Here is a 14,091-nt window from a genome sequence, read left to right as displayed (position 1 = left end):
ACAGGAATATATATATAACCTGCTCAGCATCAAAATATAGCTGGCTTACTTTGGATCGGGGAATTTAACCGCTTCCGTGATTCCTTTCCAGGTATCAGTACGAAACGGTATAGCGGGAAACCCTTCTTTGTTGTACAAATTCACTTCACCATTATCATCAGCCCAGCCATAATGGACAGCCACGGGTACGGTTACCGAATCAGCATGAACAACTACTGAATTACCCTGAATTTCAGCTTTGGCGAAGTAAAATTTCTGATCAGCTCCGGCCACTTCAAACCCTTTGAGGTAGCCATATTTATCCTTGGCCAGCAAGCCGGTTCCTATGTTTCGAAACGTCAGCATAGCCCGATTTCCCTCAACAGTCATTTTTTCGAGTTGCGGGCCGCGCGATGCATCGTCGTTTTTCTGGTAGGCAACCCGCATGGCTTCGGCAGCTAAGCGTTTACCCACATCCAGTTTATTTTTCGGATGAATATCCGTCCGTTCGCCAATATCCGACGTAACGGCCATGCCCGTATTCGGCAGTTGAAGCGTCAGGGCTTGTGCTTCCCGTAATTCAGCCCAGGAACTCCCATGCTGACTGTCGCCGTTGGCTGCGTTGAAACTGGCAAGTTGGACAAACAGGAACGGAAAATCGTATCCCCAGCGCTGCCGCCAGTCCTGAATCATCAATGGAAACGCTTTTCGATATTGATAAGCCCGACCTGCGTTTGACTCTCCCTGATACCAGATAGCGCCTTCGATGGCATACGGAATCAGTGGTTTCAGCATGGCGTTAAATAGTAAGGTTGCATAGGTATTCGGGTTACCTCCGGCTGCTAATGCACCCACCCTCGCAATCCGGTACCGCCAATCACCCGCCAGGGGCATATTCAGTTTCGCTGTTGACAAGGTCATGTCGCCCGCTTCGCCTATAAATCCGCCCCCACCGCCCGTGTCATTCACGCGTACGGCAATCACGTTTCGGCCCGGCTTCAATGCCCCATCCGGTAATTTATAGGATCGAGGAGTATTGTAGCTGTTAATGAATCCTATAAACTGGCCATTCACGAAGGTTGAATCAATATCATCAATTGACCCAAGGCTTAGTTTCGCATTGGTCAAATCAGCATCTGCTGGAATGATCACCTCACGACGAAACCACACAACGCCGTCAAAATTGGGTAAGCCACCCTGAAACTCCCAGGCCTGGGGTAGCTTCATTGTAAGCCATTGACTATCGTTCACCTCTACCTTTGACCATGTTTTTTCTTCGGCTACGGATGGAAGCATCCCACCCTGCTTTTCCTGAAGCAATTGTTTTAGCCGTTCGTTTTGTTTTTGATCGGTTGCCGAAAAATCGGCAGGCAGATTGGCTACGGCTGGGTTTAGTTCCGGGTCACTTAGCATCGCTTCGCGACTGGTCCAGGTTTCAGAATGTGTACCGCCCCACGATGTATTAATCAAGCCGATGGGCACGTTAAGTTCCTGCTGAAGCTGTTTGGCAAAGAAGTAGCCAACAGCGGTAAATTGGGGAGCGGTTTCGGGTGTACACACACTCCAGTTGCCCAGGATATCGTCTTTCGGGGTTAAACTTACCGCTTTCCGCACCTGCAATTGCCGGATGTTGGGATAGTTGGCCGTCGGAATTTCCGTTTTTGCATTGGCGGCCGCATTCAGCGACCATTCCATATTCGACTGGCCCGAGCAAATCCATACTTCGCCAGTGAGTACATCATCAAGTGTAAGCGTGTTTTTCTTTCCCTTCACAACGAACTGATACGGACCACCCGCTTCCATCGGATCAAGTGTAATCTGCCACTTCCCATCTTTGCCTGCTTTAGCTGTTTTTACCTGAGCGTTTACGGTTACGGTCACTTTTTCGCCTGGATCTGCCCAGCCCCAAACCGGAACCGGTTTCCGACGTTGTAGCACCATATGCGAACCAAACACATTCGGCAAACGAACATCGGCCAGGGCAATATGCGTAATCAGGAGGCCTAGAACAAAAAGATACCGTATCAACCGATTCATGTATATGCAGCGTTAAAATAGAGACTGTCTTAACCTTTCTGTTTGTAGTTGTAGTACCGACCGTCCCGGTCGGCCGTGTATCTAATAGTCTATCACCCGACCGGGACGGTCGGTACTACAACAACGCACAAAAAAAGGCGGCCATCTAAGCCGCCTACTCTTTACTAGATTCATGTAGCCTGTATGAATAGATTAGGAAGTGACCTTTAGTCATACATCCTAGATAATAGATAATACATCTATATACATCTGTTGTTCCTGATCTATTGGATTTTACTTCCCCGGTTTTTACCCTGTATGTCCAGTACATTCGTCTGATGCCGCCGAGTGGCATAGCTATAGCGAAGGGTAACGCCAAAACTCATACCAGTACCCGCACCCTGAAGCTGCGCCTGTTGAGAAGGGGTACGATAAGCCGTATACGTAACATCAGTGGTAACGGCATTGGCAAGTCCCCACAGCTTACGCGCCGAAATGCCCAGATCAAGAGCGTTACTTAACCGGACATTATATTCCACGCCTAATTCAGCCAGGGTGGTCATTTGCGAATTGCTGCGACTCTCGCTGGTTAATTTGAAGGACTCTGGTGCTTCCCACCAGCCCTGATAGCGGTAGCCAGTTACCGAAATACGGTTTTCTTCCTGACCACTGTTTGGTACAACCCACATGCCACCAGTTACCCAAAAGCCTGATCGTAACCAAGGTTTACTGGTCGACAACACCAGGTGTTTACCGCGTAGAACAAACGCATTGCGGTCATTGGTAGAACGAAATGATAAAGGAGGATTCGTGTTACTGATCGCCACCTGCGTATGAATTGGCATACGGGCATAGCCCCCTTCTACAGTCCAGCGTTCGCGGTAAGTCCAGCCGAGCAAAACGCCCCAGCCCAGCTTACCTACCAGATCACTTTCAACCAATCCATTGATGGAATTATCGAGTTGAGCGCGGTCCGTTCGAACAAAGCCATCGAGTGCCACATACCATCGATCCCGAATCTGTGCCCCCCCATATCGAGTCAGCAATCGGTTATATTGCTGGTCCTTTTCGGGTACCCGATAATAGTCCGTAACGCCCTGACCGTAGGTGGGCAGTACGGCTAAGCCGAGCAGTACATACAGTAAGTAGCGTTTCATCATCGGGTATCTGGTTACGTGTTTCGCAAATAACGCGATAAACGTTTGTTTGTTAACTACTTATACCATTTTTTTTCGTTAAAGGTCGATTAAATGATCAAGTAGTCTGTTCATAAGCAAATTCCCAAAAAAAATACTCATAAAAAAACTGGCTTCTAGCCTCAACAGGCTAATAACCAATCTTTTTTTATATAATAAGGCCCAACCTTTTGGGCTGGGCCTTATTATTCATTTCCTGGATAAACGTAGTTGTCTATCAGGCATTAAAATCAACCGTGTTTCATTACGGGAACCGAAATTGTCATATTGTCCCAGGCAATAGCAATACTGCTGTTGGCAGGGGTAATGGTCAATTTTTCGATAGGTGTTTTATTCATAGAAACCGGGACTTTAATTGAAGCCACATCGGTACCTTTGATTTTATCATAGTCATATGCCCCCCATTGACCCAGTGTACTGTTCAGGATTACACTCCACTCTTTTTCGCCTGGAATGGTGAACAGTGTATAGGTACCTGCTTTCACCATTTTGCCGCCAAACATAACATCACTTTTGAAGGTTACCTCGGTAGCTTCATTCGCACCGGTACGCCAAACTTTACCGTATTTTTCTAAACTAGTTGATCCTTCGGCACCAAAAATAACCCGACCTTTCTTCGAGGGTTGACCATACACAACTTTAATGTTTTTGTCCGGGCTTTCGACCGTTACTTTCGGGCTCGCTGGCGCCTTGTCCTGCGCCTTTACCAGCGGTACAATCGCCAGCAGGAGAACGAATACTGCAATTAGGTTTTTCATGTTTGATAGTTAATTTGTTTGATCACCGTATAGTAAACGGTGTAAAGTAAACGATAGTTTTGTGATAGCTGTACAAATAGTGGGCCAAAAGGTGGTATTTTTAGCCCTGTACATCTACAATTTGTGTACCTCCTATTAACCTGACCGCCCCACATGGCAACGACCTATTTTAGCAAACGCAATCTGCATTTTCTGCTGCATGAAGTTTTTAAGGCCGAAGAGCTAACTAAATATGACTACTTCAGTGCCCATGATCGCGAAACCTTTAATCTCGTAATCGACTCGGCCACCTACATTGCCGATACGCTTATGCATCCGTATCTGAAGGAAGTCGACAGAAACCAGCCTGAACTTAAAAACGGCCAGGTTACAGTCCACCCGAAAATAAAGGAATACCTGAAAGCAATGGGCGAAGCCGGCCTGATTGGAGCCGGGTTTCCGTTTGAACATGGCGGGCAGCAACTCCCCGAAATGATCAGTTCGTGTGTGGGTTTCATTGTGATGGCTGCCAACAATGGCATGATGTACACAGGTCTTACCTCCGGAGCAGCTCACCTGATTACTTCCTTCGGCACACCTGAGCTAAGTGAAGCCTATGTACCCAATCTACTGGCGGGTATCTGGCAGGGAACCATGGCACTGACCGAACCCCAGGCGGGTTCGTCCCTATCAGACGTTACCACATCTGCCACTCCACAACCAGACGGAAGTTATAAAATCAGTGGGCAAAAAGTATTTATCTCGGCGGGCGACCATGATGCCGCCGAGAACATTATTCACCTGATGCTGGCGCGGATTGATGGGGCACCCAAGGGCACAAAAGGCATTTCGCTCTTTGTCGTGCCCAAATATCGTCCAGACGGAGCGGGTGGTTATATAGACAATGATGTCACCTCAACGGGGGTATACCACAAAATGGGGCAAAAAGGTGTTCCGGCCATGCACCTAACGATGGGCTCTAACGAGAATACGATTGGGTATCTGGTCGGTCAGCCTCATCAGGGTTTGCCCTATATGTTCCAGATGATGAATGAGGCCCGAATTGGCGTAGGCATGACAGCTGCTGCCATTTCTACGGCGGCTTATTACGCAGCCCTGCAGTATGCTAAAGAGCGTCCGCAGAGTCGGCGATTAAACCAGAAAGGCCTCCTGGATTCACCCCAGACGCCCATCATTAACCATCCTGATGTTCGGCGAATGTTATTGTTTCAGAAAGCCGTTACGGAAGGGTCTTTATCATTGCTCCTCGAAGCCGCCCGGCTCTTCGACATTAGCGAGGTAGCCGAAGGAGAAGAAAAAGAAAATGCCTTCCTGATGCTCGATCTGCTAATGCCTGTGGCCAAATCGTACCCGTCTGAAATGGGCGTCCAATCCGTGAGCCAGAGCCTGCAAACGTTTGGTGGATACGGGTTTACGGAAGATTTTCCGGTTGAGCAACTGTACCGCGATATTCGTATCACGCCAATTTACGAAGGAACTACGGGTATTCAGGCGCAGGATTTATTGGGTCGAAAAATGACGATGAAAGGCGGCAAGGCGACACAGTTGCTATTCCAGGAAATCGGTAAAAGTATTGCCGAAGCCAGTACACACGATGACCTGAAAATCTACGCCGACCAACTCACGACTGAGTTGAAACGAACCCAGGAAGTCATGGCGAGTCTGATGCCGTACGCCCAACAGGGCGACATTGAGCGGTATCTTTCCGATGCCACGCTGTTTCTGGAAATGTTCGGTATTGTTATTGTCGCCTGGCAGTGGCTCAAGCAAGCTGTTGTGGCCAAACAAGCTTTACTGACCCAGAATCCAGCCGATGATGAACTGGCTTTTTACGAAGGTAAGATTCACACCATGAAGTTTTTCTTCCACTACGAAGTTCCAAAAACGCTGGGCTTGGCCGTACGGCTGAAAGACACCGAAGTACTTACGATTGTGAGCGAAAAGGAATTGGCGTTGTAAGAAAAAATGGAACGCTGATGACGCAGATTTTTTAAGATCTAGAATGATAAATCTATATTAATCTTAAAAATCTGCGTCATCAGCGTTCCACTCTTCCAGTTTATCGCCCACAAATCCCTTTAAAATCACAGAACTGGCAGGTTTCGAGTTTGTCGGTCTTCTTAAACGGTTCCGTTTCATCCAGAAGCTGGCGGATCAGTTGCCGTAATAATTCTTCCGAATCGTTGATGTACTGCTCAGGATCATCATTGGTATCGAACCGAACGGGGTTCGTTTTGAAACCACCACTGATATCCCGAAAGGAATAAAATCCTGCTTCAACCGGCAGCCCTCTGGCCGGGAAAATATCCCGTTTGGCTTTATCGCGGGGCAGGCCGCCGTAGTCTCTGATATTCTTGAGGGCCAGATAGCGGTATAACCACAACTGCCTCATTTTTTCTTCCTTACCGTCTTTCAGGAGTTTTTCCGATAGGTCGCTGGGTGTTTTATCGGATAAATCAACCCGTCCTGTTTTATAATCCACGATCCGAATTTGATCGCCAAACTGTTCGATTCGGTCCACTTTACCGGCTATTCGCACCCTAATTTCCTGGCCATCAACCAGGGGTACCATCAGGTAGGTTTCGAGGGTTTGCTCAGTTCCAATAACGGTAAGCCCAGCCAGTTTACTTTGCTCCCGCTGGAAGTCGAGCATGAGTTTCTGCGCCAGTTCGTACAGGAGTAAATTCATTCCCGATTCAATAACCCGACCCTTCATCGACTTCGCAAACTCTTCTTCCAGCAGGTTCTTGATAATCGACTCATCAATAGGCAGGTTTTTCAGCCGATAGTCTTTATCCAGCCGCTCCAGCACCATGTGGAGCCAGCTCCCGAACTCGGCGGCCCCCATTTTCTCTTCTATATCTTCCTCCTCGCTAATGTTCACGATCCGGCTGAAATAAAAGCGCATGGAGCAACTCACGAACTGATTCAGGTAAGATGGATACAGGCCTCTTGTTGTTAGTGTATTGATGAGTTCGGCGCGGATAGCATCCGTTTTAGGCACCCGCAAATCCGTCAGATCAGCTACCGTACTAGCACCCGTTCGACCGAAGCGCACAGTGGGGTGGCTGATCCGGATAAGCCCTTTCGAGCGGGGCACCAGTTCATGTTCAATTTGCCGGATAAACCGGCTAGGCTCTCCTTTGCTGTTTCCATAGGCATCGGTAGATGTGGTGTGCAGAAGTACAATCTCGCTCGCCCGTTGCAACAGCCGGTAAAAGTGATAGGCCATTACAGCTTCCTGTTCCCGGTACGTAGGCATGTGCAGTTCAGCAGCAATATCGAATGGGATCAGCGAGTTTAACTTCCGGGATTGCGGCAATACACCTTCATTGACCGACAGTATAATCACCCGGTCGAAGTCCAGCGCCCGTGTTTCGAGCATCCCCATAATTTGCAACTGACTCTTCCCTTCACTCGTAAACGGAATACTCGTTTGCCGAATCAGTTCATACAGAAACTGTCGAAAACTCCGCACGGTAATAGCGGGGTGCTCGGAGCGGGGAGCCAGGGGCGCGGAGCGGGGGGGGGGATCGACAGCAGAATCACGGTTCCCTGCTCCCGGCTCCCGGCTCCCTGCCCCCTGCTCTCTGCCCACCGCTACCTGCCCACCCTCCAGTGTTGCTTCGAGTTGTTTAAGGAGCGTAAAGAAGAGGTAGAGATACTCGATCTCGATAGCATCCTGGCTGACCCTGTACACATCGCGCAGTAGCTCGATCAACTCGTAGAAAACGCGAATGGCTTTCATCGGATTCTCGTTGGGCCAACGGGTAAATAATACCCGAATGAGCGGATCATCCTGCCCTAACTCCCTCATTTCCTTTTCGGTGAGGTACACGCGCTGATCTTTCACGATCACCTTCGCTATCCACTGGAACAACGGTTCTGGCGGTAATACCTCTCCCGATTCCAGAAATTCACCAGGCCACATAAGTTCCCGAATGCGCTCATACTGCTTTACAAACGGATGATTCAGCACCTTTACTACATGGCGGTGATGGTATTTGGGAATCCGCAGATCACGCCCATCCTTTGTTCTGAATTCGTGCACTGTCCGTTGCATCTCGAACAGGGTATCGACTAGGGTAAATAACAACGACGATCGCAGCGACAAGCCCATTGTGACGTTCAGATCGGTCACGTTTTCGTCAAGAGCATATAACACCGGAATCAATAACGTCTCATCGGCCAGCACAATAGCGGTTTTGGGGCGCGGGGCAGGGGGCGCGGAGTGCGGAGATGACGCATCCCCTGCTCCCTGCTCCGCGCTCCATGCCCTCTGCCAATCGCTATAAATCTTTCCGGCCACTTTTGCCTGCATGCTTGCGTTTGGCACGCCAACAACCCGTATATTTTTCTCCGTACCCAGCAGATTGTTCGATTGTTGGGCCAGATCTTCCTGGTTTTGTTTTGAGAAAAACCAGCCATTATCCCGGTATCGGCGGAGAAATTCACCCGCTTCCTGTCCCCAATCGCGGATATAATATTGGTCAGCATCCCAGATAAGCTCCGCTTTCTGGGCATCGACCAGCACCCGGATAATATGTTCTTCAGCGCGGCTAAGGGCATTAAAGCCCACAAAATACACCCGTTCATAGGCCAGATTGTCTCGAATCAGGGGCTCTACATCCTGGGCGAGCAATCGGTACGCCATTCCCCGATACGCTAATCTCTGTTCGGTCAGGCGTTGATGCAGGGCGTTGTAAGCCGTGTGTAAGTTTTCGAACAGTTTGAAATAGCGAGCTGTTCCGGGGGTTTCTACAATTGGCTGCGCAGATGAAGGCCGATCAACCTGCCAACGCTCAAGCGTTTTAGCGGCTGTCAGGTAACTGAAGAGTTCAGTTGGACTAACGAGGTATTGATCAATACGATCGAAGTCGGCCAGTAGCACCGACGCCCAACCAATAAATTGCTCAAATTCAACCAGAGGGTCTATTTCCTTAAAAACATCATAGAGTTCAAACAGCAAACTAACCGAATCAATGAGCTGTACACCAGCAGCCTGCGTAATAAAATCATCGACCGCCAGTGCATGAGGAGCCAGAAACGGCCTGTCAGAACAAGCCGCTAATTCGTCCAGAAACACCGATACAGCCCGGCGTGTGGGCAAAATCACCCATACGTCGCTCAGGCTGGGGCCGTGCTGGTCAAAAATTTTATGTGCCGTTTGTTGAAGAAAAGTCATGAGCCGGTGAGTATAGAATCGGACTGTAAAGATAACCCTCCCACTCACCACAACAGCCCAGGCAGGTAGATAATTACCAAACTTATCCAGCAAAAAACCTATCAGCAAAGCGCACTTCCGAAAAATCTGGCAGGGTAAATAACGGGAATGCACCACGATGGCACCTTCAAAAGGGCAAGTCCAGATACAACTCAGTCACTAAATCTGGTACTTCTGTAAAATCCGTATAGCTTCAGCGGCCCAGATACGGTAGGCAGATTCTGTTAAATGAACCCCATCGGTAGTATATTCTGCTTGTAACTGCACAGAGTCGGACAGCAACGAATTCAAGTCAATAAAATCAATATTTTTTTCACCACAAAAGGCCTTAAGTTTCTCATTCAGACTAGTTACCTGGGTATTAATGGCCCTCCAATCGCTTCGCCAGGGATATTTTTTCGCTGCTTGTGGAGAAATACAAACCAAAGAGGTAATGACAGGGATCAACTGTTTTGATTGAAATACGGTAGCCATTTCCTGGTATTCAGCCAAAAGAGTATCTGCATCAGACGGAGGCAAGTCATTTATACCTCCCTCAATAAACGCAATCCTCGCTGTCGTATCTGCTAACTGTTTCAGGCGTGCATGAATTTGGCTTAGCGTTTCGCCACCTATGCCCCGGTTAATGAAATCGCTCCGGTTCAATAACTCCTTCCAATTCCCCATGCGAATCAGTGAGTCACCAATCAGAATAATAGCCGGGTTTTTCGGTTCGGGATTAAGTTGTCTAACCAGGTAAGCAAGTACCTTCTTTACGAATGGCTTCATGGATCAAAAACCAAAGATACCCAAATCTCCTAAGGCTTCTTTTCTTAAGGACACGGCTATCCATATATAGACGCTTAAATGAGATAGATCAACGCCTACTCCACTGACCTACGGGATAAATAAAGCCCCATACCCGTAAAAATAAGAGAAACCAGGAAGCACAGTAAGGTATATCGGCTCCTGAATGGGATAAACAATACGCTAACCATCAGGAGTGTGGATATCAGAAGGGATATAATACTAAGCGTGCGAAAAAGCTTACTCTTCATACTGGGATCGAGGTTAAATCTTCCCCTGCACCTATTTGATAAAACCGCTTACCACAGGCTGTGCAATGATAAGCTTTGCTTTGAACGATTTTTAGCAGTTTAGGGCGAGCTACCCGGTCAGGATGTGGATTGCCACAAACGGGGCATCTCTTTGTAAAACTAATTGTCCGGTAGAGGTAAACCAGGATCAAAAGTAAAACAATACCCCCTACTGCGAGGAGGATGAGAAGTAGAGAAGTCATGATTGAGCGAGTGAGTTACGGGGTACTAAAAACAAGCCTGACAAGGCCAGAAGCTTGATTTTAGTACCCAAAGTTACCCTTTCATCTTATGGCAAAGCCTCAATCCGAAAAAATTTAACAAACTATTAATTAAGTGGCTAACCCATGCCCAAAATGGTCAACTAAATCTAAAAAACACTATAACCATTAGTCGCCTATAGTAGGCATACGGGTATAACTATGAAGTCATTTCTAAACGATAGGCTATATACGTGACTAGACATAACAAGCCAAGTTAGCCTACGATTAAACGAGTTGACGCGCTCCCCCACATTGTCTGCTTTCGTGATTTCAATTCCTATCTGGTACGACGATTATCAATTTCAGGTATGTGGTGGGCTGGCAGCTCGACTACCAGAAAATCCGGGTGTTTGGTCTGGACCGGATCATGGCCCATTCGTTCCAGATCATTGATGTCCTGTGTGATCCGCCCGCTTTCGATGCCGATGTCTATTTTCGGCAGGCATTGGGCGTAGCTGCTTACGACGATCCTGCCGAAGACGTCATTCTGTCATTTACCCGCCAGCAGGGACTTCATTTTCGGGCGCAACCATTTTATCCGTTTCAGGAAGAAGACATCCTGATCGATACGGAAGCCGAGTTTCGGGTAAAACTGACGATTATCGTCAATAAAGAACTGGTATTTGAACTGGCCCGCTTAGGCGATTCGGTGAAGGTGATTAGTCCGCAAACGTTGGCAGATGAACTGACAAGTTTCTTCCGGCAGGCATTGAAACGGTATCAAGGCAGTAGTACCGAACGTTCCGGTTAGGTGAGTAACTCTTAACTAGACGCCCGACCGGGACGGTCAGTACTACACGCTAAACAGCTGAACAAACGCATCAATCTGTTTGAGGTAATCGTCGTTTGTTTCGTTACGCGTTTGCGCTAGTTCCCGGAGATCAAGCCATTGCTGATGGTAAAATGTCTGACCGAAAATAGGCTGGCGGAGCCGGGCAAACTCAGATTCGAGATGGATTGATTCAAGCGGGTTGTCTATTTGATCCAAACCTATCTTTAACTGCCCATCGGGCTGGCGCGTATACACAACAATCCGGTCGAACAGTTTCTCGTCTTCAGCTTTAGCGAGATTGAGTGGAATCTGGCGATACGCTTCATCGTGAACAGCAATCGGTGAGAACCGACCAACACCTGTACGCTGTTTATCGCTTTCAAATCGCTGGAATACGCCTAACAGGCTATCCTGGCGGTGGATGGCTAACGCATGGGCTTCGCACCGAAAACCGGCCTGTTTAATTTCCTGTGCTGTTCGTTCGATAACGGCGTAGGTACGCATAGTGCCTTCAATGATGAAATTGCAGCGCAAGCGCAGGCATTCGGCTTTTAGGTATTCGACTAAGGTATTGGAAAAAGGCTGTGTGTATTTTGGGGCATCCTAGCCGTATTCCTCGTTTATTTTTCTGGCACGAGGATGATATTGACGGTATTCATCGCCATTTATAACAACGAACTTCTGACCACTATATTGATGCCGTAATTGACGTATTAGACTAGTTTTACCTGCTGCTGGTTGCCCACCCAGAAGTATACCAGTAGGACGTTCGGATTGGTAGAGTTTCGGCTCACCAATGTATTTTACAAAAACAACCTGTTTAGCAACATTTAATTCTTCCTCCGTAAAAGAATGTATAGTCATTAAGGGATTCGTGCAGATAATAAAAATTATACAGTCGCGTTCATTTGCTCACGCTGTAACTTCAGATGAGGCACATACTCTTCGTCTACTTTTTTATACAGATCATCTAAACCATTACCATCATAAATTTGGTCTATCTCTTGCTTAAAATCGCCAATATGTTTCATAAATTGCTGATAACGAGAATCTGTCAAGACTTCCTGGCTGTCATAGCTAAAGCCTGCCAGTTTATACTCCTCAACTAGCTTATACAATTGCTCTGTCTGCTCGGCAATCATCTTGCCGATAATTTCAATCGCTACATCGTCTTTAATCCAGGGCAGTACCTTCATATCCATAGTAACGGTCGTTTTACTGATAACTACCAAATGTAACGAAAAAAGTAATTCAGTCTATCAATGCATTCGATCGCTCCGAACGTCCAGACTGGCCATAATGTCGGCTTCGATGGCCAGAAATTCTTTCCACCGCTCCCGAACCCGTTTGGCGGGTAAATAAGTCTCGGCCAGTTCGATAAAGGTGCGGTAATGACCCGCTTCCGAAATCATCAGCTCCCGATAGAACTTCTGTAAGCTTTCATCGGCGAGGTGTTCTGAGAGGAGTTTGAAGCGTTCGCAACTTCGGGCTTCTACGAGGGCATTGATGAGCAGATTATCCATCATTTGCCCCTGCTGATCGCCACTGGTTCGGCGGATGCGGGTGCGGAGTTGATTCACGTACTCATCTTTCCGTTGACGACCCAGCGGAATATTCCGCTTCTTCAACTCTTTAAGCACCCGCTGAAAATGACCCCACTCTTCGGTCACGATGGGCGTTAGCACCTCCACCAGTTTCACTTTGTCGGTATACATGACAATGAGCGAAATGCAGGACGAAGCGGCCTTCTGTTCGCACCAGGCATGATCGATCAGAATCTCCCCGATATTCATTTCGGCAATATTGACCCAGCGCGGGTCGGTCGGCAATTCAAGTCCTAACGTAGTAAGCGACATAAGTCGAAAGTCAATGGTCGATAGTTGGCAGTCAGTAAGCAAAGATACAAACGAGGGTGTAATGAGAAGTAGACAACCCAAACCGGGCGTTTTGTGTTATTAAGCTATAGAACCCGATTCATGAAACGGCTTATCCTAATTTCGCTACTCTTTTTTTCTGTAGGCCTGCTGGCAGGTTGCAACCAACAACCCGCCGAGAAAACCCCAACGGTTATCGACATTAACCCCGCAAAACTGCCTACGCTACGTACTGGCGAAGCAGTAGCCACAGTAGCGGGAGGCTGTTTCTGGGCCGTACAGGAAGAGATGAAATCGCTGAAAGGCGTTCGGGTAGCGATTTCGGGTTACGCCGGTGGCGATCTGGATTACCCGACCTATGAGCAGGTCGGTACGGACCAAACGGGGCATGCCGAGACGGTCCAGATTTATTACGATCCGAAGGTGATTTCCTACGATATCTTGCTCGATGCGTTCTTTGCCGGACATGATGCTACCCAGTTGAACCGGCAAGGTCCCGATGTTGGCAAGCATTACCGTTCGGCCATCTTCTACCGAACGCCCGACGAGAAAGCCCGCATCGATGCAGCCATTCGTCGCGAGAATGCCTCTGGCCACCATAAAGTCTCAGTGGTTACGCAGGTAGCACCATTCAAGGCATTCTATCCCGCAGAAGTCTACCACCAGGATTACTACCAGCATAATTTCTATAACAACCTGTATATTCAACTCGTATCCAAAGCAAAAGTGGAGAAGTTTCGGGAGCAGATGGAGGGGAGGTTGAAAGACTAGAGGTTTGATGTTCGTAGTTTGAGGTTTGACGTTGCTGCCGCATGGGTAAACCTCAAACTGAAAACTTCGAACATCAAACCTCCTCTGGTAACATTCGGCCCGCCCTACAACAAGTTGTCAAGTCCCGCAACCGTTCGGCCAAATCTGATATTGTGGGATTGA

General features: G+C 48.0%; 10 protein-coding genes and 1 pseudogene. 3 read left to right on the top strand and 8 right to left on the bottom strand.

What is annotated here, in order from left to right; genetic code table 11:
- Positions 1-45: 45 nt before the first annotated feature.
- From ACYVGO_RS17520 to ACYVGO_RS17510, 3 genes are all read right to left on the bottom strand, one after another.
- Positions 46-2,016, bottom strand: coding sequence for a sialate O-acetylesterase (locus tag ACYVGO_RS17520; protein ID WP_460970369.1), 1,971 nt, complete (start codon positions 2,014-2,016; stop codon positions 46-48).
- Positions 2,017-2,279: 263 nt separating this feature from the next.
- The gene (locus ACYVGO_RS17515) at positions 2,280-3,155 is read right to left on the bottom strand and encodes a hypothetical protein (RefSeq protein ID WP_142772502.1); all 876 of its coding nucleotides are present in this window, start codon (positions 3,153-3,155) and stop codon (positions 2,280-2,282) included.
- Positions 3,156-3,421: 266 nt separating this feature from the next.
- Positions 3,422-3,949: a DUF2911 domain-containing protein gene (locus tag ACYVGO_RS17510; protein WP_142772501.1), complete on the bottom strand. Its 528-nt coding sequence runs from the start codon at positions 3,947-3,949 to the stop codon at positions 3,422-3,424.
- A gap of 153 nt (positions 3,950-4,102) precedes the next feature.
- On the opposite strand from ACYVGO_RS17510, the gene ACYVGO_RS17505 reads away from it, so the two are divergent.
- Positions 4,103-5,908, top strand: a complete 1,806-nt coding sequence (locus ACYVGO_RS17505; RefSeq protein ID WP_460970368.1) for an acyl-CoA dehydrogenase — start codon at positions 4,103-4,105, stop codon at positions 5,906-5,908.
- A gap of 100 nt (positions 5,909-6,008) precedes the next feature.
- Here ACYVGO_RS17505 and ACYVGO_RS17500 read toward each other — a convergent pair whose 3' ends face one another.
- A complete protein-coding gene (locus tag ACYVGO_RS17500) occupies positions 6,009-9,134 on the bottom strand; it encodes a PD-(D/E)XK nuclease family protein (protein WP_460970367.1) in 3,126 nt (1,041 codons plus the stop codon).
- Between the two features lie 198 nt (positions 9,135-9,332).
- Entirely contained in the window at positions 9,333-9,941 is a 609-nt protein-coding gene (locus ACYVGO_RS17495; RefSeq protein ID WP_460970366.1) for an SGNH/GDSL hydrolase family protein, read from the bottom strand.
- Between the two features lie 881 nt (positions 9,942-10,822).
- Here ACYVGO_RS17495 and ACYVGO_RS17490 point away from each other — a divergent pair.
- Complete coding sequence (locus ACYVGO_RS17490; protein ID WP_460970365.1) at positions 10,823-11,263, top strand: helix-turn-helix transcriptional regulator; 441 nt, start codon at positions 10,823-10,825, stop codon at positions 11,261-11,263.
- A gap of 42 nt (positions 11,264-11,305) precedes the next feature.
- On the opposite strand, the pseudogene ACYVGO_RS17485 reads toward ACYVGO_RS17490, so the two are convergent.
- From ACYVGO_RS17485 to ACYVGO_RS17475, 3 genes and pseudogenes are all read right to left on the bottom strand, one after another.
- Positions 11,306-12,148 (bottom strand): annotated as a pseudogene (locus ACYVGO_RS17485) (zeta toxin family protein).
- Between the two features lie 26 nt (positions 12,149-12,174).
- Positions 12,175-12,486, bottom strand: a complete 312-nt coding sequence (locus ACYVGO_RS17480) for a hypothetical protein (RefSeq protein WP_460970364.1) — start codon at positions 12,484-12,486, stop codon at positions 12,175-12,177.
- 57 nt (positions 12,487-12,543) lie between these two features.
- Entirely contained in the window at positions 12,544-13,140 is a 597-nt protein-coding gene (locus tag ACYVGO_RS17475) for a MiaE family protein (protein ID WP_142772494.1), read from the bottom strand.
- A 120-nt stretch (positions 13,141-13,260) separates the two neighbouring features.
- Here ACYVGO_RS17475 and msrA point away from each other — a divergent pair, with 120 nt between their 5' ends.
- Complete coding sequence (gene msrA / locus ACYVGO_RS17470; protein WP_460970363.1) at positions 13,261-13,929, top strand: peptide-methionine (S)-S-oxide reductase MsrA; 669 nt, start codon at positions 13,261-13,263, stop codon at positions 13,927-13,929.
- Positions 13,930-14,091 lie beyond the last annotated feature (162 nt).

Source organism: Spirosoma migulaei, from assembly GCF_054776855.1.
This window is presented reverse-complemented; position numbering and strand designations above follow the sequence as displayed.

What these genes read in the sequence shown, in the direction of transcription:
- ACYVGO_RS17520 (WP_460970369.1), bottom strand. Translation starts at nt 2,016, where the DNA reads ATGAATCGGTTGATACGGTATCTTTTTGTTCTAGGCCTCCTGATTACG.
- ACYVGO_RS17515 (WP_142772502.1), bottom strand. Translation starts at nt 3,155, where the DNA reads ATGATGAAACGCTACTTACTGTATGTACTGCTCGGCTTAGCCGTACTG.
- ACYVGO_RS17510 (WP_142772501.1), bottom strand. Translation starts at nt 3,949, where the DNA reads ATGAAAAACCTAATTGCAGTATTCGTTCTCCTGCTGGCGATTGTACCG.
- ACYVGO_RS17505 (WP_460970368.1), top strand. Translation starts at nt 4,103, where the DNA reads ATGGCAACGACCTATTTTAGCAAACGCAATCTGCATTTTCTGCTGCAT.
- ACYVGO_RS17500 (WP_460970367.1), bottom strand. Translation starts at nt 9,134, where the DNA reads ATGACTTTTCTTCAACAAACGGCACATAAAATTTTTGACCAGCACGGC.
- ACYVGO_RS17495 (WP_460970366.1), bottom strand. Translation starts at nt 9,941, where the DNA reads ATGAAGCCATTCGTAAAGAAGGTACTTGCTTACCTGGTTAGACAACTT.
- ACYVGO_RS17480 (WP_460970364.1), bottom strand. Translation starts at nt 12,486, where the DNA reads ATGGATATGAAGGTACTGCCCTGGATTAAAGACGATGTAGCGATTGAA.
- ACYVGO_RS17475 (WP_142772494.1), bottom strand. Translation starts at nt 13,140, where the DNA reads ATGTCGCTTACTACGTTAGGACTTGAATTGCCGACCGACCCGCGCTGG.
- msrA (WP_460970363.1), top strand. Translation starts at nt 13,261, where the DNA reads ATGAAACGGCTTATCCTAATTTCGCTACTCTTTTTTTCTGTAGGCCTG.